Origin of the sequence: Microcoleus sp. D2_18a_D3, from assembly GCF_036702455.1 — a bacterium.
GTDB lineage: Bacteria > Cyanobacteriota > Cyanobacteriia > Cyanobacteriales > Microcoleaceae > Microcoleus.
In genome coordinates, this window is record NZ_JAUBTK010000019.1 from 15,116 (window position 1) to 33,443 (window position 18,328).

25 protein-coding genes and 6 tRNA genes (1 of these 31 only partly in view) are annotated in these 18,328 nt (G+C 46.3%); 23 read left to right on the top strand and 8 right to left on the bottom strand.

Annotated elements, in window-relative coordinates:
- The 4 genes from QUB06_RS11550 to QUB06_RS11565 form a co-directional block, all read left to right on the top strand.
- A tRNA-Ala gene (locus QUB06_RS11550) sits at positions 1–57 on the top strand (it extends 116 nt beyond the left edge of the window).
- A 75-nt stretch (positions 58–132) separates the two neighbouring features.
- Positions 133–205 (top strand) — tRNA-Ala (locus QUB06_RS11555).
- 6 nt (positions 206–211) lie between these two features.
- Positions 212–286, top strand: a tRNA-His gene (locus QUB06_RS11560).
- Positions 287–290: 4 nt separating this feature from the next.
- A tRNA-Ser gene (locus QUB06_RS11565) sits at positions 291–373 on the top strand.
- Between the two features lie 546 nt (positions 374–919).
- Here QUB06_RS11565 and QUB06_RS11570 read toward each other — a convergent pair.
- Both QUB06_RS11570 and QUB06_RS11575 read right to left on the bottom strand, forming a co-directional pair.
- Positions 920–1,150: a hypothetical protein gene (locus QUB06_RS11570; protein WP_333435380.1), complete on the bottom strand. Its 231-nt coding sequence runs from the start codon at positions 1,148–1,150 to the stop codon at positions 920–922.
- A gap of 77 nt (positions 1,151–1,227) precedes the next feature.
- On the bottom strand, positions 1,228–1,392 hold the full coding sequence (locus tag QUB06_RS11575) for a ribbon-helix-helix domain-containing protein (RefSeq protein WP_333435381.1): 165 nt from the start codon (positions 1,390–1,392) through the stop codon (positions 1,228–1,230).
- Between the two features lie 236 nt (positions 1,393–1,628).
- On the opposite strand from QUB06_RS11575, the gene QUB06_RS11580 reads away from it, so the two are divergent.
- Both QUB06_RS11580 and QUB06_RS11585 read left to right on the top strand, forming a co-directional pair.
- Entirely contained in the window at positions 1,629–2,201 is a 573-nt protein-coding gene (locus tag QUB06_RS11580) for a dihydrofolate reductase family protein (protein ID WP_333435382.1), read from the top strand.
- 101 nt (positions 2,202–2,302) lie between these two features.
- Positions 2,303–2,374, top strand: a tRNA-Lys gene (locus tag QUB06_RS11585).
- 3 nt (positions 2,375–2,377) lie between these two features.
- Here QUB06_RS11585 and QUB06_RS11590 read toward each other — a convergent pair.
- Complete coding sequence (locus QUB06_RS11590) at positions 2,378–3,292, bottom strand: hypothetical protein (protein WP_333435383.1); 915 nt, start codon at positions 3,290–3,292, stop codon at positions 2,378–2,380.
- 505 nt (positions 3,293–3,797) lie between these two features.
- Here QUB06_RS11590 and QUB06_RS11595 point away from each other — a divergent pair.
- The 5 genes from QUB06_RS11595 (at position 3,798) to QUB06_RS11615 (ending at position 7,251) form a co-directional block, all read left to right on the top strand.
- Positions 3,798–4,073, top strand: coding sequence for a Uma2 family endonuclease (locus tag QUB06_RS11595; RefSeq protein WP_333435384.1), 276 nt, complete (start codon positions 3,798–3,800; stop codon positions 4,071–4,073).
- A 39-nt stretch (positions 4,074–4,112) separates the two neighbouring features.
- Positions 4,113–4,235 carry a hypothetical protein gene (locus QUB06_RS11600; RefSeq protein WP_333435385.1) on the top strand — a complete coding sequence of 41 codons (123 nt, stop codon included), beginning with the start codon at positions 4,113–4,115 and terminating at the stop codon, positions 4,233–4,235.
- Positions 4,236–4,310: 75 nt separating this feature from the next.
- A tRNA-Lys gene (locus tag QUB06_RS11605) sits at positions 4,311–4,384 on the top strand.
- Between the two features lie 657 nt (positions 4,385–5,041).
- Positions 5,042–5,956 carry a heme A synthase gene (locus QUB06_RS11610; protein ID WP_333435386.1) on the top strand — a complete coding sequence of 305 codons (915 nt, stop codon included), beginning with the start codon at positions 5,042–5,044 and terminating at the stop codon, positions 5,954–5,956.
- Between the two features lie 317 nt (positions 5,957–6,273).
- A complete protein-coding gene (locus QUB06_RS11615; RefSeq protein ID WP_333435387.1) occupies positions 6,274–7,251 on the top strand; it encodes a heme o synthase in 978 nt (325 codons plus the stop codon).
- 48 nt (positions 7,252–7,299) lie between these two features.
- On the opposite strand, the gene QUB06_RS11620 is transcribed toward QUB06_RS11615, so the two are convergent.
- Together QUB06_RS11620 and QUB06_RS11625 are read right to left on the bottom strand one after the other, a co-directional pair.
- A complete protein-coding gene (locus tag QUB06_RS11620; RefSeq protein ID WP_333290224.1) occupies positions 7,300–7,668 on the bottom strand; it encodes a DUF5615 family PIN-like protein in 369 nt (122 codons plus the stop codon).
- Complete coding sequence (locus QUB06_RS11625) at positions 7,665–7,967, bottom strand: DUF433 domain-containing protein (protein ID WP_333435388.1); 303 nt, start codon at positions 7,965–7,967, stop codon at positions 7,665–7,667. The genes QUB06_RS11620 and QUB06_RS11625 overlap by 4 nt, the downstream gene beginning before the upstream one ends.
- Before the next feature lie 60 nt (positions 7,968–8,027).
- Between QUB06_RS11625 and QUB06_RS11630 the strand changes: the two genes are divergently transcribed.
- The 8 genes from QUB06_RS11630 to QUB06_RS11665 all read left to right on the top strand — a co-directional run bounded on the left by QUB06_RS11630 (position 8,028) and on the right by QUB06_RS11665 (position 10,990).
- Positions 8,028–8,237, top strand: coding sequence for a DUF433 domain-containing protein (locus QUB06_RS11630; protein WP_333435389.1), 210 nt, complete (start codon positions 8,028–8,030; stop codon positions 8,235–8,237).
- A complete protein-coding gene (locus tag QUB06_RS11635) occupies positions 8,227–8,427 on the top strand; it encodes a DUF2283 domain-containing protein (RefSeq protein ID WP_333435390.1) in 201 nt (66 codons plus the stop codon). The genes QUB06_RS11630 and QUB06_RS11635 overlap by 11 nt, the downstream gene beginning before the upstream one ends.
- Before the next feature lie 58 nt (positions 8,428–8,485).
- Positions 8,486–8,728 carry a DUF4926 domain-containing protein gene (locus tag QUB06_RS11640; RefSeq protein ID WP_333435391.1) on the top strand — a complete coding sequence of 81 codons (243 nt, stop codon included), beginning with the start codon at positions 8,486–8,488 and terminating at the stop codon, positions 8,726–8,728.
- 179 nt (positions 8,729–8,907) lie between these two features.
- Positions 8,908–9,477, top strand: a complete 570-nt coding sequence (locus QUB06_RS11645; RefSeq protein WP_333435392.1) for a hypothetical protein — start codon at positions 8,908–8,910, stop codon at positions 9,475–9,477.
- A gap of 123 nt (positions 9,478–9,600) precedes the next feature.
- The gene (locus QUB06_RS11650; RefSeq protein WP_333435393.1) at positions 9,601–9,795 is read left to right on the top strand and encodes a hypothetical protein; all 195 of its coding nucleotides are present in this window, start codon (positions 9,601–9,603) and stop codon (positions 9,793–9,795) included.
- A gap of 87 nt (positions 9,796–9,882) precedes the next feature.
- The gene (locus QUB06_RS11655; protein ID WP_333435394.1) at positions 9,883–10,299 is read left to right on the top strand and encodes a hypothetical protein; all 417 of its coding nucleotides are present in this window, start codon (positions 9,883–9,885) and stop codon (positions 10,297–10,299) included.
- Between the two features lie 14 nt (positions 10,300–10,313).
- Complete coding sequence (locus QUB06_RS11660; protein WP_333435395.1) at positions 10,314–10,643, top strand: DUF433 domain-containing protein; 330 nt, start codon at positions 10,314–10,316, stop codon at positions 10,641–10,643.
- Positions 10,640–10,990, top strand: a complete 351-nt coding sequence (locus tag QUB06_RS11665; RefSeq protein WP_333435396.1) for a DUF5615 family PIN-like protein — start codon at positions 10,640–10,642, stop codon at positions 10,988–10,990. Before QUB06_RS11660 ends, QUB06_RS11665 begins: the two co-directional genes overlap by 4 nt.
- Positions 10,991–11,193: 203 nt before the next feature.
- On the opposite strand, the gene QUB06_RS11670 is transcribed toward QUB06_RS11665, so the two are convergent.
- Entirely contained in the window at positions 11,194–11,871 is a 678-nt protein-coding gene (locus QUB06_RS11670; protein ID WP_333435397.1) for a DUF2834 domain-containing protein, read from the bottom strand.
- Between the two features lie 255 nt (positions 11,872–12,126).
- On the opposite strand from QUB06_RS11670, the gene QUB06_RS11675 reads away from it, so the two are divergent.
- The 3 genes from QUB06_RS11675 to QUB06_RS11685 all read left to right on the top strand — a co-directional run bounded on the left by QUB06_RS11675 (position 12,127) and on the right by QUB06_RS11685 (position 14,561).
- Entirely contained in the window at positions 12,127–13,290 is a 1,164-nt protein-coding gene (locus tag QUB06_RS11675) for a baeRF3 domain-containing protein (RefSeq protein WP_333435398.1), read from the top strand.
- An 18-nt stretch (positions 13,291–13,308) separates the two neighbouring features.
- Positions 13,309–14,001 carry an SRPBCC family protein gene (locus QUB06_RS11680; RefSeq protein ID WP_333435399.1) on the top strand — a complete coding sequence of 231 codons (693 nt, stop codon included), beginning with the start codon at positions 13,309–13,311 and terminating at the stop codon, positions 13,999–14,001.
- 185 nt (positions 14,002–14,186) lie between these two features.
- Positions 14,187–14,561, top strand: a complete 375-nt coding sequence (locus QUB06_RS11685; protein WP_333435400.1) for a signal peptidase I — start codon at positions 14,187–14,189, stop codon at positions 14,559–14,561.
- On the opposite strand, the gene galK is transcribed toward QUB06_RS11685, so the two are convergent.
- The gene (gene galK, locus QUB06_RS11690; protein ID WP_333435401.1) at positions 14,551–15,630 is read right to left on the bottom strand and encodes a galactokinase; all 1,080 of its coding nucleotides are present in this window, start codon (positions 15,628–15,630) and stop codon (positions 14,551–14,553) included. The genes QUB06_RS11685 and galK overlap by 11 nt on opposite strands.
- Positions 15,631–15,810: 180 nt before the next feature.
- On the opposite strand from galK, the gene rsmA reads away from it, so the two are divergent.
- A complete protein-coding gene (gene rsmA / locus QUB06_RS11695; protein ID WP_333435402.1) occupies positions 15,811–16,632 on the top strand; it encodes a 16S rRNA (adenine(1518)-N(6)/adenine(1519)-N(6))-dimethyltransferase RsmA in 822 nt (273 codons plus the stop codon).
- A gap of 125 nt (positions 16,633–16,757) precedes the next feature.
- On the opposite strand, the gene QUB06_RS11700 is transcribed toward rsmA, so the two are convergent.
- Complete coding sequence (locus tag QUB06_RS11700; RefSeq protein WP_333435403.1) at positions 16,758–18,284, bottom strand: ATP-binding protein; 1,527 nt, start codon at positions 18,282–18,284, stop codon at positions 16,758–16,760.
- Between the last annotated feature and the right edge of the window lie 44 nt (positions 18,285–18,328).

Below are 18,328 nucleotides of genomic sequence, written 5' to 3' on the forward strand. Positions count from 1 at the left end.
TGGTAGAGCGCTTGCTTTGCACGCAAGAGGTCAGGAGTTCGATTCTCCTTGACTCCACTTCCGGTGTCTGAAGTCGATTTTAGATTTGAGATTTTAGATTTTAGATTTACTCCACAGGTGAATCTTTTACGCGGGGTCATAGCTCAATTGGTAGAGCGCTTGCTTTGCACGCAAGAGGTCAGGAGTTCGATTCTCCTTGACTCCACTTCCGGTGTCTGAAGTCGAAGCGGTCGAGACGCTAGCCCGTGAAGCTAGTTATTAGCGGGTTCAAGCCCCGTCGGACACCCCTTGGAAGATGCCGCTAAATGGTTGGCAACCAGTCTTGAAAACTGGGGTACAGGTAACTGTAAGGGTTCGATTCCTTCATCTTCCTTTTAACCCACCGGAAGTCGAAAAGCGAGACACCGTGCTGATAACGCGGGGATAGGAGGGGCAGTACCTCCTCGGTGGATTTCTTATGATTTTATATATAAATTATCGAGTATGAGGGCTAATTATTTTCACGAGATTTACTATTATACAGCGAGCCAAATTATGGGGATGTCGCCTAAATGGAATGGCACCGTAAAAACTTTGGAAAAGCGGCTCCCAAAAGGACGATCGGGTTTGTTGAGTAGGGTAAAAAGTTGCTTCGCGACGTTCCCTGAAAACGCAAACTGGCAGCGGGTTGCGGAGGCACTGAAAGGAATTAACAGTCCGAGATGGGGGCAGTTCCCGTCTGCTTGCCGGCAGTAAGGAAGCGCGTTTCCTGAAAGTTGCTGTCGATCGATGCGGGTTCGAGTCCCGTCCTCTCCATTCAACGTTCAAGTCCAAATCGAAGAGTTTCAACCCGTGCCCTAACAGTTAAAGCATACATACTCGGCTGTTAACCGACTAAAACCAATGCTTTACGCACTTGCACGGGTTGAACCTCAGAACCTCAGTTGTTCTTGAGGTCTAAATCGTGATCGTAGCTGCCGATTGGCCGCAGTCTGGTCATCAACTGCTTCAGCAAGAAGCCGTTGCTGTTCCAAGCGGTATAAGGAGTAGCCCCTTGTCCCTTCAGGCACAAGGTTTGTCGGGCTTTGTTGTGGCAGATATTTGCCAGCAGGCTGACGACTGACACTAAGCCGAGTTCATCGACAAGGGCTTCGAGTTCATCTTGAGTCACAAGCACACCTCCAGGGTTGACTATTCCTGGAATATACCATAGAGTACCTTTTAAAGGTACTTTTAGTATACTGATACTTACTTAATTTCAGTTTCCTCCACGAGGTTGTATTCCTTGATAGCCGCCATGACTAGCAGAGTGGACATAGGAACTCCTGTCTGCTGGGAGATGTTTCTCAGTTTTTCGTGCAAACGCTTGGGAACTGTGACTTTAATCACAGCAGTCTCTTCTTTGTCAGCCATTTCAAGAAGTCATGTTTAGTTGACACCAGCTTATCCTCTTTCCGAGTACCGATCGCACCTTGCTGCGATCGTCTGTAGGGATGCGGGCGCAGCGCGATAAAATGGCTGCTGCTGCGAAACTGTGCGCTAACAAATAAAAAGGTCGATCGCAAATCTCTAACCAAGGGAGCGATTGGATATATTAGTTACCTTCAGAAGCAAGCAGTAACCAAACAAGTTAATAAAAAAGGTTAAACATGAGAAAACTAAAATATTATGTTGCTTGCACAGTTGACGGGTTTATTGCTCGCGAAGATGGCTCATTTGATTGTTTTCCTATGTCAGGAGAGCATTTCGCAGATTTGCTCGATTCCTTTCCTGAAACTTTTCCTGCTCACTTTCAGGAAGCACGAGGCATTCGTGCAGAGAACAAGCAGTTTGATGCGGTTTTGATGGGAAGGAAAACCTATGAGGTAGGGCTAAATCTTGGTGTAACTAATCCTTATCCCAGCTTGAAGCAGTATGTCTTTTCGCACAGTATGGAAGCCACTCCAGATGAGAATATTCAACTTGTTTCGGACAATGCTGTTGAATTAGTTAAGGAATTGAAAAAAGAAACGGGTAAAGACATCGGGCTCTGCGGTGGTGGCGCTTTAGCGACAACTCTTTTTTCTGAGATTGACGAGATGATTGTGAAGTTAAATCCGGTAGTAATCGGAGCGGGAATTCCTCTTTTTTCCCGTGCACTCGATGCGACCAATTTGCAACTTGCCGATCGCCAAATCTATAGCAACGGTTTCATGTTGCTTCATTATCGAGTGAAGCATTAGCAATTGGGACTTTATGCGTTGCAATTGCTGGGGGCAAGAAACGAGTGAATTCCTTACTACAAAATGATTTTATAGCACTTACACAAAAGCTGAATTTTTAAGGGTGGTTGGCAGAGCGGTGATGCACCCGGCTTTTAACCGGTACCAGATAGGTTCAACTCCTATATCACCCATTTTTAAAGGCCGAAGGTAGAAGCTACAGGGTTAAATATGCCTTTTGCCCGCGAGGGGCGATCGTAGTGTCGGTGCGGGCGTCGTCTCCCAAATTCTGAAATAGTTGGATTTATTCTATTTCGCGCAGGATAGTTCCTCTGTTTTTTTCTGATAAGTAAATCGAACATTGAGACGAAAGTACCGATACGAAAGTCAAAATTAGCGACACCTATACCTTTCTCACCAACTACTTCTAGCGTAAATTCCCCGGAATGACCTGAACTACCAGGATCATAAAAAACATCGTTTTGACCTTGGGTAGGTGCCACAAATTTTACGCTGCCTACTCGCTTGATGATGGGCTGACAGCTTTTAATTGAATTCACAACTCCGGCATAATTCCAAAATTCTTTGGACGCCCATTGCTGTCTAACTTCCGCAGGGGCTGCTACACCAGGAAAACCGTTGTTGTTAACCAAGATAAATGTTAAAGCGATCGCAGACGGAATTAAAATTCTCAACAATGAAACGATGAGATTGCTTGTGGATTTACTCCGCTTAAATTTTCCAGCAATATAAATTCCTAAAATAGATAGCCAAAACGGGAAAAGTAAACCCCAAAATGACCCAGGCAGCGTCGGGTAGGAGAGATAGGTAGGTAAGCAGCCGACCAGCAAACCGATGATGCAACCGAAAACCAGAAACAACGGCTCAATTTCCATTTCTTGTTCTGAAAGTTGTCGATCCACCAGAGCAATGGTGTATAGACCCAGAAGATATAGCGCCAGAGCTGTCATTATCCACAAGTAAAACCACTCACCAAGTGTCGCTTCACGATAGTTCAGATAATTGCCTATGGATGTGAGGAATGTAATGTCAATCGCTGCTGTTAAAAAGCATTCTAACCTATCTAATAGTGGAACGCTCTTGTTTTTCATAATGCGATTAGTTTTAAAAGTATATAGTTCCTCGCCATTCGAGTGTATCTAGATTTTTTACACAAGTCAATCCTGTATTTACCCCAATTGAAATAGTCATGCAGGGCGAGATAGTGAAGATGTCGGTGAAGTTGGTCAGCGCGATGGTCTTGACAGGTTTCGCGATCGTACTTTAATTAGGTATTGAATAAGGGCGAGCGTGTAAAATAAAGTTGTTCTTTTAAGAAAATGCGTTGATTCTGCAAGGAAAACGCTAGCTAAATGGTCTGTGGGCGACTATCACCGCATGATTGAAGCAGGGATTCTACGCGATCGCCGTGTGGAGTTGCTAGCCGGTGAAGTTTGGGAGCATCTCACTTATGCAGCCCTCCGCTAGAAATTGGAGCTAGGAGTCAGGAGTCAGGAGTCAGGAGGAAAGAAGAAGAAGGAAGAAGGAAGGAGGAAGAAGGAAGGAGCCATAATAAGTGTTTTTACAAATATGAGATGCTCCCGTGAAGTTTGCCAGATGAGTCCAGAAACCCCAATTCATTACAACACAACCAAACTAGGTACTAAATACCTCGAAGAACTACTCTCCGGTAAAGCCGATGTCCGCTTCAACGGGCCGATTACGCTATCAGACTCTGAACCAGAACCAGATATTGCGATCGTGCGATTGCCGGAGTCTGCTTACAACGATCGCCATCCCGAACCTCAAGATATCTTTTGGATTGTAGAATTTGCTCAAACTAGCTTGAAGAAGGATTTAGAGTTGAAAGCCGCCATTTATGCCGAGGCATAAATTCAAGAATATTGGGTTTTAAATTTATCTGCTAAGCAAATGATCGTGTTTCGCTATCGGGAGAATGGCGAGTACGCTACAGACCAAAAGATCGAGGCTGGAACGGTTATACCGCTGGCATTTCCCGACATTCGCCTATCCGTTGAGAGACTTTTCGGGTGATTGGGAGCGATCGCCACAAATTTATACCAAAATAGTTGATTTTTCAGAACAGTTGTGTTATAGTAGTATATATGCGGGAGTATAGCTCAGTTGGTTAGAGCAGGTGACTCTTAATCTCAAGGTCGAAGGTTCAAGTCCTTCTACTCCCATAAAATTCAATCCTTTGCGAGTCAACAGTTTCAGATTTATTGCCTCACTAAGATTTCCGGCTTCCACTCATATTCCACTCAGTCTCGCTCTTCTAAGTAGCTGAGTATTTTCCCTGTTTCTTTTTCTATCCTTGAGCTGCTTGCTCGCAGTTATGACGCCTGGAGTAAAGAGTGGCTGGCTTATAGCTTGCTTAACTTGTTGACTGCCGTTTTATTTGCGGTCATACTTCCTACTAAGGTAGAACAATCAGCTAAATATAGTTTGTTGCGATTCCTACTTTATAGGTTGTTTTATGTTGTTTAGCTTTTTGTAAACATTTTTGAGCGGTTCATATCACAAATTTTTCATAAATTATTTTTCTTAATTATATCTTTATTTTTCCGCCCAACCTAGACAGTGGGGGAGTTTTTAATTATGCAGGGGCGGGGAAAGATTAAAGTTTTTTTAAGTTTGACAAAATAAAGGACATCTTTTGTAATATAAAGAAGAAAGTTGAAAAAATTATAAAGACAAACTAATTGGATAAAAGTGTCGCTAAGGTAGTAAAAATGACGGTTGGTCAGAGAAAAAGAGTGTTAAGCTAGGCTAAGCTCAGCCAAAGCAAAACCTCGATATTTAATTAAGTTCGATCGATAACAAAGGCTAAGGTAAAGTTCATGGCAAACTCAGTTTTAAATCAGCCAAACGCAGCAGCAGGAGTGCAGTGGCAGCCAAAAGATATTATCCGCAGCCTAGTGTGGAAAATTGCGATCGCAACCTGGCTGTTAATGGCTGTAGGCAGCGCCACGCGAGTCATGAATGCGGGGCTCGCTTGCCCCGACTGGCCGCTGTGCTACGGTCAATTAATACCTGCAGCGCAAATGAATTTCCAAGTATTTCTGGAATGGTTCCACCGGTTGGATGCAGCGGCAATTGGCTTAAGCGCGATCGCACTTTTAGGACTATCTTTGTTTTACCGCAGCCGCCTGCCAAAATGGCTGCCTTGGGCGAGCGCCGGAGCACTATTTTTAATCGTTTTTCAAGGCGTATTGGGCGGCTTGACAGTAACACAACTGCTGAGATTTGACATCGTTACCGCTCACTTGGGAACAGCTTTACTATTTTTTGGCGCCCTGCTAGTCATCGGTTTCATGCTGACTCCCTACGAAGCTACAGGAAATGTCGGCAAATTAGCTTGGGTAAGTTCGATCGCAGTATTGTTAGTTTACCTGCAAAGTTTGCTAGGAGCATTAGTAGGCTCTAGATGGGCACTGCACCAATGTTTGGACTCCTCAGAATTGTGCTCGGTAATGAACAGCCACATCGCCGGTATCGTACCAGCTACAGCAGCGACTTTAGCAGTAGCAGTCATGGCTTGGCGGCAGCCTGCACTGAGTCCAAATTTGCGAAAACTGGCTAATTGGGCGAGTGTTTGCCTAATTGCTCAATTAGTTCTCGGATTAGCAACATTCCGGCTGCACCTTCAGGTAGAACCGCTGACAGTCGCCCACCAAGCAGTCGGTGCTGCTTTGCTGGGAACCCTGATAGCTTTTAGTGTTTTAGCTTGGCGCGATCGAGTTTTATCAGCTTGAGAGTAATATCATGTCCGGTAACATCGTTATTATATAGTGCAAGGTCTTGTAGGGGCGGGTTCACCATGATTCTCGATAAAAGCCAACAGTTTCATAAACCCGCCCCGCCCATACAAGCACGAATCAACCGGACAGGATATAAAACGCAGATTTATCTATTCCTTGAGTAAGAGATGGCTGATTTATCCCTCGGTGGGGGCAGGTTTATTAATCCTTTTAGCTACAGCCAATATCTCTCGTAAAACCCGCCCCTACGAACCAATGACAAATGACAACTAACAACTAACAAACAACTAACAACTAACAACTAATAACCGATGCAAGAAGTTCTTACCAACGACAGCCCCCGCCTCCACGAAAACTTTTCGCAAGTCGTGAAAAGTTACTATCAACTAACAAAACCCAGAATTATTTTACTGCTGCTAATCACCACATCAGCAGGAATGTGGATGGCGGCCAAAGGAGAAGTAGACCCGCTATTGCTGGTATCAACTATTACCGGAGGCGCTTTAGCTTCTGCGTCGGCGAATACGATTAATTGTGTCTACGACAGCGACATCGATTATATTATGGAGCGCACCCGGTGGCGGCCGATTCCTTCCGGGCGTGTCAAGAAGCGCGATGCTTTGATATTTGCGATCGCCCTAGCTACAATATCCTTTACATTGCTCACAGTTGTTGCCAACTTATTAGCGGCATTGCTAGCAATGTCAGGCATCCTTTTCTACGTCCTAATTTACACCCACTGGCTGAAGCGTCACAGCGTGCAAAACATCGTCATCGGCGGTGCAGCAGGGGCGATTCCCCCGCTAGTTGGGTGGGCTGCGGTGACGGGAGATTTGAGTTGGGGTGCGTGGCTGCTGTTTGGGATTATTTTCCTGTGGACACCGCCGCATTTTTGGGCATTAGCAATGATGATTCGCGACGAATACAAGGAAGTAGGCGTGCCCATGTTACCGGTAATTGAGGGCGACGAAGAGACAGCCCGCCAAATTTGGATTTACACGCTATTGATGATTCCTGCAACTTTCCTGCTAGTTTATCCCCTGCACTTAGCGGGCGCGGTGTATGCGGGAACAGCTATTTTCCTCGGTGCTATTTTTGCCCAAAAAGCTTGGTTGCTGTTGCAGACTCCAGAGGATAAGGTTGTTGCGCGATCGCTCTTTAAATACTCTATTCTGTACCTGATGCTATTGTGCGCCGGAATAGTCGTTGACAGTTTGCCTGTGACTCATAATCTGACTACTGCTGTTGTACAAAATGTGCAAACTTTGATTAGTGCAGTTGTGATGTAGTCAGCTTTTAGATCCCCGGCTTCTTGAAGAAGTCGGGGATCTGAGTATTTAGCTATTTTTTAAGTATTTACTCAAAAACTCTAACTGGTTAACCATTTCCTCTGCTGTCTTATTAGCCGTTAGTTCCATAATGACTCTAACTTGCTCGCCCACGGAATAGTCTTGTGAGATCAGCGCAATGCCAGCATGAGATTCCTCTCTGCCAAGGAACTCAGTATGTAACTGACAGAAGTCTCCAATATTGTGACTGTACAAAACTCTGTTTTGACTGGCAGCTAGCCGAAGTTGTTCTTCGTCGATTAATCCTTCTGTTTGAGTTTCGTTGACGGTGGTTACATCGACTTGACGTGCCCGTAATGCCCGTAGTAGGGACTGATCCTGGGAGTCTTCATCTAGGTAAAGCCTAATCTCACTCATGCTTCTTTACCAATGTTGCTGTGCAAAGCTTCAAGACGCTTGGCTTCTGCTGCTTGATTAATCAAATCAGTTTCAATTTCTGCGGTGTTGGCATGATAGTAAGTTAATGCAGCGTAGACTTCGGCGAGGGTGAGATGTCCGATGCGATCGCAAATCTCTTCAGCATTCAATCCTCGCTTGTACCAGGTTACAATCCGGCGAACGGTCACGCCTTTACCGACGATGTGGGGACATCCACCATGTAGTCCAGGAGTGCGTGTAATGAGCGTACCAATGTCAATAGATACTGCTGCGGTCATAAATTTTATAATTTTAACTATACCTATAATAGATGAAAACCCGATCGAGGCGAACTGGCTATGAACTGGAAAGCACATATTCACTCAAATCCTAAAATTCTGCTTGGCAAACCTGTAATTAAGGGGACACGAATATCAGTGGAGTTCGTTCTAGGGCTATTTTCAGAAGGTTGGACGCAGCAACAAGTTATCGAAAACTACCCAACGCTTAATGCTGAATCTCTACAAGCTGTGTTTGCTTTCGCTGCGGAGAATCCCAATGAATGTTAAATACGATGCAGAAGCAGACATTCTGATTTTTATCTTACGTGATGCGTTTCCAGCCAATGCTATTTCTGAACCTGGAGGCGTGATTGTCAGTTATGACGAAAGTGACGAACCCGTTAGCATCGAATTTCTTAATGCCTCCAAACGTAAACTGTTTAATGCTCAAGAACTCATACTAACGATCGCAACTTAGTTGATGCGCTTTAGCGAGATGGCACGGCAATATCGTCAGCTTAATAAGTGAGGATACTATGATGACGTTACACGAGTATGATGTTGTTGCCTTGACCGCAGAAATTCAGGCAATCCATAAAGACACCTCTCAGCCCATTTTGCTCCGGCCCGGACAAGTTGGCACTATTCTGATGAGCTTTGACGATCGCGCTTATCTAGTAGATTTTGCCGATGCTCAAGGTAATACCTATGCAATCGAAACCATTCCGTCAGAAAAACTGATGGAACTCGTTTATAAACCACTTCCTGTTTACGCCTAACCTACGAATAATACTTTATAGAGTATTGAGCTGGAAATGGCGATCGAGGAATTAGCTCGCGGTGTGAGTTTCGGGCGATAAATGAAGTAAACTATAGACAAAGATTTCAGACAATTTTAACCAATGCCAACATCCGTTATAAGTTCGGCCACAGGAGGGCGCGAGTGGAGGAGAGTCGGGTGAGCCACTGGGAGGCGATGCGGGCAAGGGCCCGCAAACAGTTGGCCCGGAATCCGCTGTATCGACAGCCGGGCTGGGTTGCCGCGCACGCCCGGCTCCTCGCCTTGCTACCGGACGCCGGCGAGCAGATTACCGCCCCCTATGCCATGACCCCGGACCCGATTTTGGGGGCCGCCACCGTAGCCAATGTCCTCGTCGAGTCCGTCCTGCTTTACAACCCATGGCGGAGCAACCCGGCCGGTCGGGGGGTGAAGTCGTGGGAGAGTTACGGCACGCTGGAGTTGTACGACGTGGTCTTCGGCGAACACCTGCCGACGCCCGGGCCGCTGTGGTTCATCCCGGACGACTGCTTCGGTAGCCGGGAGCCGTATTCGTTATTGGGGGAGCAGTTGTGGGAGTTCGTGGCCGGGAACCCCTGCGACCTGCACCAGGACGTTCTGTTCATCTGGGAGCAGTCGCCGCGCGTGTCGCTGATCCACCACGAGGGCGGGTTTTTCCACATCGTGGTGCCGGATCGACGAGGTGTCCCGGCAAAACCAGGCGCTGCACCTGACCCGGCCCGCATATAGGTTTCTGGGACTTCAGAGCCACCTGAGCGGGCAGGGCAGGTGAGCTTGGTCGTTAGACCGCTAAATCTGAGTTGGGTAGTAGCTTGAATGTATCTATCAAATTCCAACCCAAAGGTGAATGCCATGCAAGCCAAACTTCAAGAACAACTTTCTCCTGCTGATGCCGAAGCCATTTTGGGACGTTTGCCAGAACGAATTCAAGCGGCTCCGATCGCGCGTGCTGCGGAAATTGAATATCCGATCGCCATTTCGATCGCCAGTTTTCTCGACACAGAAGCATTAGGTTTCGTAGATTGCAAACCAGGACGCGGGCAGTAAAATCGAGAAGTCCCAGGCGATGAAGTTCGAGATAAGGTGAAAGCCCGATCGCTAAAATGATGAATAGATGTTGCTGCCAAGATAACCATGACCACCATCACCCTCAACCTCTCTCCCGAACTCGAACACCAGATCCGCACTGAAGCATCTCGACAGGGCGTTGAACCCGATCGCTACATCCTCAACGCCCTGCAAGAACGCCTCCAGCCTAGACTTCCAACCACCCAACCTACTGAAGCCGACTTGCTGCAACAAATTAACATCGGCTTTAGTGCACAAACCTGGGAAGAATACCATGCCCTCATCGCCAAGCGTCATGCCGAAACCCTGACTCCCGAAGAACACAAGCAACTGATCCAAATGAGCTCACGCCTTGAACAACTCAATGTTGCCCGCATTCAAGCCTTAATTCAACTCGCAACCTTCCGCAACCAACCTCTGACGGAGCTCATGCAAACCCTCGGCTGCCTGCGGGTTCTTCCGTCTATGATAATAAGTAGTTAGAATCAAAAAAATGTATGCCAGTTGTAGCAGTTAAAACTTACATAGAGTATCGGAATGATGCCTATTGGGTTGAAGGAACTCGGATTTCTCTTGACTCGATCGCCTATGCTTTCCAACAAGGACTATCGCCCGAAAGTATTGTTCAGTCTTTCCCACTACTGACACTGGAACAGGTTTATGGGGCAATCGCCTTTTATCTAGCCAACCGCGCTGAAATCGACGCTTACTTAGCCGCCGAAGAAGCTGCATTTGATGCCATGCCTCAACCTCTACAAACCAGCGATCCAGCTTTGTACAACAAACTGATTGCAGCTAAAGCAGCAACACAGCAGGTGCGATCGTGAATGTGCGCTATCAAGCTGATGCTGACTTAAATCAGGCGATCGTCACAGGATTACTGCGACGAGAATCTACAATCGACTTTCAAACTGCTTTTGCTGCTGGGTTAGAAGGCGTTAAAGATTTAGAAGTGCTGGCAATTGCAGCACAGCAAAGACGTGTTCTTGTCAGCCACGATCGCAAAACAATGCCATCGGAATTTGCTGAGTTCATTACTACTAATCAGAGTGCTGGAGTCATTATTGTTTCCCGAAAAATACCGATGGAAGTTGTCATGGAAGAACTACTCTTGATTTGGGCAGTATCTAGTGCAGAGGAATGGGTCGATCGTATTGCTAAACTACCCCTTTGATGCACACTAAAATGGATATCGAAAGCGTTAAGCTAGAAACAGACAACAGAGAGCCAACCTACGCAAAAGGTTAATATCAATGGTTGCGATCGCCCAAAAAACCCTTTCCTTCGAGGAATTTCTCAACTGGGATGACGACTCCGGCAGGTCATTTGAGCTAGTCAATAAAGTACATCTTGAACACTACCAAATTTTTCAATGTTTCAATTTCTGGCTGTCAGTGGGAAAGTGGCGATTTCAGTTGCAGATTCTGGGAGAGGGGGGCGTAGACAAAGATAAGTTAGCGGCCCTAACAGCGGAACTAGAGACACTGCCCAAAAAATGCGATCGTCCGCGAGTCCACGGCGTGCCATGTCGTCTCCCAAAAGTGAGGGAAATATTACAGCCATCAAGCAACAATCCCAAGTTATTAAATGCACAAAAGGAATTGACTGCCACTGCTTGACATAATCTCCCCAATCCCCATTTAACCAAGCCCAAGCTAACAGCCAGATAGTAGTTAGTAAAAGTAAAAAGCCTGTCCAGCGAGAGTCTGATATTTTGATCAACATATCTTTACGGTCGGAAAATTGTGGCTGAGGCTGGCGGAGGAGTAAATAGGGAATTAAGCCGATGATGCCGGCGCCGTTGGAAGCGATGAAAGCAGGCCAAGCGGATATATCTTGGGTTTTCTCATCAATGAATAGGAGGCAAGCGTAGACCATCGGCCACACTCCCATGAGAGCGAATATAGTGACAAGGTAGGGGTTAATTCCTTCTAGCTGCAACGTGAGCATTTTTTCCATAACTGTTAGCGTTCCGGGCTGATCGAGAGGAGCTAGCAGTAAGGTGTAGGCAATGAATGTTGCCCAGAGCAACCCCAGAAAAAATTTTGTTTTCATTATTATATATAACGATTATTTGAACCCGGCTAAATTAAATTATGGTAAAGTAACGCCCGAGTTAGGCGCGTCTATCTTAGGTCATAAGCAGTTCGATTGGAACAGCGGCTGCAAACCCCGTTTTAGTTCGGGGATGAAATGCTCTACAGCAGCCGATCCTTACTTTAGGCAGACGCAGGGGCCGCGTCAGGAGGGATACATTTTAAAGCATCGGTTGTTTTCATTACATAACCCCTTAGCAAAGGAGTTTCAGCGGTGAACGTAATATCTGTAGAGGAACTCAAAGCGCTGGTACAACAATCTCCTGGATTGTGTGTCTCTATTTATATGCCAGTGGCTCAAGGAACAGAAATTCAACAAAATCCGATTCGGTTCAAAAATTTAATCAGAGAGGCTGAAGACAAAATTGTAGAGTACGGATTTGACAAAAAAGAAGCTGCCCAATTGCTAGAGCCAGTCAGAGCAGAAGTTGACCAGGAAAACTTTTGGGAAAATCAAAGCAACCTGCTGGCGATTTTTGTCGGTTCGGGATTTTTCCGCTACTATACCTGTCCGGTGAATTTTGATGAATTAGTGGTTGTGAGCGACAATTTTCACGTCAAACCGCTGATGCCTATGCTGACAGGAAAGAATTTATTTTATGTTTTAGCTCTCAGTAAAAAGGAAGTGAGACTGATTCAGTGTACGGCTTACAGTGCTCGGGAAGTTGAAGTTGAAAACTTGCCGAAAAGCCTTGAGGAGGCTCTGCAATATGACCCGACTGCTAAAGATGGTCAGTTTCGGATTGCTACTTCAAAAGGAGGCACTAATAATTCTTTTCAGCAGCCGGGAAGTTTTCACGGTCAAGGAAGTCCGGATCGAGATGAACCCCAGCAGGAAATATTGCAGTATTTCCACATAATCGATGCGGCGCTGCACGAATATTTGCGGAATAAAAAAGCTCCTTTAGTGTTAGCTGGAGTTGAGTATTTGCTCCCGCTTTACCGAGAAGCCAATACCTACCCGCATTTAGTTGAAGAAGGAATTACAGGCAATCAGAAACTTCTCAAGCCGGAAGAGTTGCGGGCCGAAGCTTTGCCGCTGGTCGAACCTTTGTTTTTGCAGGCTCAGTCAGAGGCGATCGCACAATACCACGATCTCACAGGAAGCGATAAAATTTCTGCTGATTTGAAAGAAGCTGTTTCGGCTGCTTATTTTGGACGGGTCGATCGACTATTTGTTGCTCTTGGCGTTCAGCAGTGGGGTAGTTTTAATCCCGATACGAACTCGGTGCAAATCCACCCAGATGCAGAATTGGGCGACGAAGATTTGTTGAATGCCGCAGCAATTCAAACTATTCTCAACGGCGGAACTGTTTACGCGGTGCCGCCGGAACAAGTGCCGGACGAGGCGCCTTTAGCTGCTATTTTCCGCTATTAATTTACCAGGTTTAAACCAATGGAATCTACTTCAATGACAAATTCCGACAAACAAAACCAAAGTAGCAGCGGCGATACCGAACGCTGGGCATCTTTAATTGGTGGCGGGGCGCTGGTGCTTTTTGGTTTGTCGCAGCGTTCTTTGAGAGGTGCTTTGCTGGCGGTTGCGGGCGGCGGTTTAGCGGCGCGCGGTCTGGGGGTTGTGGAGGGTTTGCAGTCGGCTGCTGATCCGAATCAAAGCATTAAAGTTGAAAAGACCGTGACGATCGACAAACCGGCTGATGAATTGTACCGTTTATGGCGCAATTTTGAAAATTTGCCTCGGTTTATGAAGCATCTCAAACACGTTACGGTCATCGATGAAAACCGTTCTCACTGGATTGCCAGTGCGCCGATGGGCAATAGTGTGGAATGGGATGCAGAGATTGTCCGCGAAGAAGAAAATCGCTTAATTGCTTGGGCGTCTGTGGAAGGAGCTGATGTTGACAATTCGGGTTTTGTGCGCTTTCAACCGGCACCAGCGGGACGGGGTACAGAGGTAAAAGTTGTCATCGAATACAACCCTCCGGGCGGTGCAATTGGTGCTGGCGCTGCTAAACTATTTGGCGAAGCTCCCGAACAGCAAATTGCAAATGATTTACGTCGCTTTAAGCAGTTGATGGAAGCTGGGGAAATAGCGAATACGGAAGGTCAACCTTCGGGCCGCAAGTAATAAGTTAGATTACTCCCCGCGCTTTAACTCACGCCCAGAGCACTATTCTCCAGAACAGGCAAGATGCCTATTCCACAAAGAGTGAATTTCTTGTGGGGTGGGCATCCTGCCCGCCCATAAAAAGCTTATTGAAAATGGTGCAAGATGTCAGATCTAACCATCTTTGTTGTTTACCTGATTAGCTGATGTCATCTCAAGTGATTTTCGGAAATGCGGGCGCTGAAGGTGCAAGTCGGGGCGGTTGGTTTGCGGGTCACTTTATGACGCCTGAAGATGACCCGCGATCGACTTCTGTTTTAGAGGTAAAATGGGGCGCTCACCCCGCCGGAGATTGTAGGACTCAGTGGGCGGTAAATGCGGCAGCCACGACGCTTTCTATCCTCGTAAAAGGGCGGTTTCGCCTGCAATTTCCAGAACAAGAAATCTTGCTGTCTCGCGAAGGAGATTATGCTCTGTGGCTGCCGGGAGTGCCTCATTATTGGTCTGCCGAGGAGGATTCGGTAATCGTGACTGTGCGATGGCCTTCTTTGTCGGGAGATAGTTTAGGAGTTAAGAAGTAACTTTAACTTCGGGAACCAAAACGCGGCCGGTATAACCCGTGCGCTGGTAGCGATCGATCGCCTCGGATGCGATCGCACCCGCTTTCCCACTCTCCACCAGCGCTACGCAAGCACCGCCAAAACCTCCGCCCGTCAGCCTTGCGCCGAAGACTCCGGGGATTGACTGCAAGATGGCCGCCAGCGCATCTACTGCCGGCACCGAAACTTCGTAGTCGTCGCGCTGACTGGCATGGGAAGCATTCATTAACTCGCCAAAACGCTCTGCAGGCACGGATTTTAGCGCTTCGAGCACGCGGTTGTTTTCGGTAACGACGTGGCGCGCTCGTCTTCTGAGGGGTTCCGGCAATACTTCGACAGCTTGGGGATCGGCGATATCCCTAAGAGCTTTAACTCCCAATATCCGCGCGGATTCCTCACACTCGGCGCGTCGCTGGTTGTAGCCACTTCCTGCGGCTAGTTGGTGGCTTTCGCCGCTGTCAATTATTAAAATTTCTGTGCCTGCGGGAAAAGGTATCGGGCGGCATTCGAGGCTGCGGGTGTCGATCAATAGCATGGTGTTGGTGTCTGCTAAACTCGACGCCATTTGATCCATGATGCCGCAGTTCAAGCCGGCATACCGGATTTCGACTTGCTGTCCGATTTGAGCTAGCCGCACGTCGTCTATGGGGAGGTTCAGCAGCGCGCGCACTCCTCTGAGGGTGGCTATTTCTAAAGCTGCGCTGCTGGACAAACCGGCTCCGATCGGCACAGTCGAGGTAATGTAGAGATTTATTGGCGGTATTTTGTATCCTTCTTTTTCTACAAGTCTCAGGCAGCCACAGATATAACTGACGAATTTTTGCGGTATGGTATCGTCGTCTGAATAATTTATGAGTTCGTCATATTCTGCTGAATAAAAATGGTGTCGATCGTCGCTGCTGAAGCCGATTTGTACTGTTGTGCGCTGGGGAATCGCAGTTGGAAGTACAAATCCATCGTTGTAGTCTGTGTGTTCGCCCAGCAGGTTTACTCTGCCGGGGGCGCTGGCTGTGGTTTTGGGTAATGTACCAAATACTCGTTGGAATTTCATTTGTGGGGAATTGGTAATTGGGAATAAATTAATTTATTTTTTATCGTTTATTTTTTTATAGTGCCAATGTTTTTTGGTTAATTCAACCCCTGTTAACAAAAATAAACATGACCCTAGGTTAGGAAAAGATATTGAGCTGTGATAGAATGACAGGCTAAGATTTCTCCAAAAATTCAAAAAATGCGATCGACCCGACCCCGAAAACAGTTTGCTCAACATTGGCTCAAAAGCGAGAAAGCCTTAGATAAGATTGTGAAAGCAGCTTCTTTGGATCGCGATCGCGTCCTGGAAATTGGGCCGGGTACGGGGATTTTGACTCGGCGTTTGCTGCCTGCGGCTGAGTCTGTTGTTGCTGTGGAGATCGATCGAGATTTGTGTCTCAAGCTAGCCAAACAACTCGGCAAAACCGACAATTTTTTACTGCTACAAGGCGACATCCTGGAAATGGACTTAGAGGCTGAACTAACGGCATTTCCCAAATTCCAAAATCCGAATAAAGTTGTTGCCAATATTCCTTATAATATTACTGGCCCGATTCTGCAAAAACTGCTGGGAACGATATCTGTTCCTGCTGCTAAACCCTTCGATGCGATCGTGCTCTTAGTGCAGAAAGAAGTGGCCCAAAGGCTTTACGCTAAACCGGGTTCGACAGCTTTTGGCGCGCTGTCAGTGCGGGTGCAGTATTTAGCAGAATGCGAGTTAATTTGCGATGTGCCGTCTAAAGACTTTTTTCCGCCGCCAAAAGTCGATTCCGCCGTGGTGCGGCTGCTTCCCAGACAGATAGAAACTGCGGCGATTAATCCGCGCTATTTGGAGAATTTAGTTAAGTTGGGATTTGGTAGCAAGCGCAAGATGCTGCGAAATAATTTGAAAGGGGCTGTGGACTTAGATAAACTTGTTCAAGTGCTAGAAGAGTTACAGATAAATCCTCAATCTCGCGCCGAAGATTTAAGCGTGGAGCAATGGGTAAATTTGAGTAATAATATTATGTGCGAGGTTTGAAGTTCAGGATTGTATTAGATACCAGAATTCTTAAATAATTCGGATATCTGGGTATTTTTTTTATAAGGAGTTTTCGGTCTGACTACTAACAGTTAAATTTAGGTTGTGTGGGGATTCTTAAAGGTTTATTGCAGGCGACTCGGAATTTTAATAATAAATTCTGCACCTTTCCCCGGTGCAGAAATACAGTGCAATTCGCCTTTATGTCTTACTGTGATAATTTGATAGCCAATCGATAAACCCAATCCCGTGCCTTTACCTACTGGTTTAGTGGTAAAAAATGGATTAAATAACTGGTTCCTCACCGATTCTGGGATTTCTGGCCCGTTGTTGCTAATTCGGATTTCTACCACTTCACTGTCTGAAAGTTTGGTAGAAATTTTGATCAGGCGGGGATTTGTTTCATTGGCTGCAATCGACTGGCTGTGGCTGTCCTCTTCTAAAGCATCAATAGCATTAGCCAGGATATTCATAAACACTTGATTTAGCTGTCCCGGATAGCACTCTATTTGGGGTAAATTACCATATTCTTTGATAATTTGAATTTTCCCCAAGCCGGGCTTAGCATTCAATCTGCTTTGCAAAATCATCAGTGTGCTGTCAATTCCTTCGTGAACGTCGGCTAATTTCATTTCTGCTTCGTCATGGCGCGAAAAAATTCGCAGCGACTTGACAATACCGAGAATGCGCTCGGCCCCGTTTTTCATAGAAATTAATATTTTTGGTAGGTCATAGATAATAAAATCTAAATCTACAGACTGCAGTTTTTCTTTAAGTGTGGGTAGGGGATTCGGATACTGCTCTTGATAGATATTCACCAAATCTAGCAAACTATCGGCATACTCGCGAGCGTGAGTAACATTCGCGTAAATAAAGTTAATCGGATTGTTGATTTCATGAGCCACCCCAGCGACCAATTGCCCCAAAGATGACATTTTTTCGCTGTGAATTAGCTTTGATTGAGCCTGCTTCAATTCAGACAAGGCTTGTTCGAGCTGTTGAGTTTGAGACTTTAACTCTGCGGTGCGTTCCTCAACTCGAATTTCTAATTCTTCTTTAGCTTTTTGTAGTGCAGCTTCTGCTAATTGGCGCTCGACAATTTCCGATGCGAGGAGGCGGTTTGCCAATTCTAACTGTTGAGTTTGAGACTTTAACTCTGCGGTGCGTTCCTCAACTCGAATTTCTAATTCTTCTTTAGCTTTTTTTAGTGCCGCTTCCGCTAATTGGCGCTCGACAATTTCAGCTTCTAAAAGTCGGTTGGCGGATTCTAACTGTGCGGGACTGGGAAGTGCTAGGGCTTGAGGCATTAAGTCTACCAAAAGTATGGCTGTAGCAAATGAAATAAAGGCAGTAATTGCTTTCATTGTTCCTGAAAGCCAATAGGTAGGATGCCAAAGTGTCCAGAGTTCAAATATGTGAGTGAGGCCACAGGCGACGATAAAGGCTCCAAACAGGGCAAAGATCCAATTAAAGGGCAAATCTTCGCGTTTGGAAATAAAATAAACCAATGTAATCGGGATGGAAAAATACGCCAGTGCAATGATCGAATCTGAGGCAACGTGAAGCCAGACTAACGGGGTATGCCAGAGATAGCAGTGACCGTGAGGAATAAATGACCCGGAACTAAAAAAAGTTTTCCACATTTCCTGCATAATATTTCCTTTGAGTTGTGAGAAAATGGACGGGGACTGGTGTC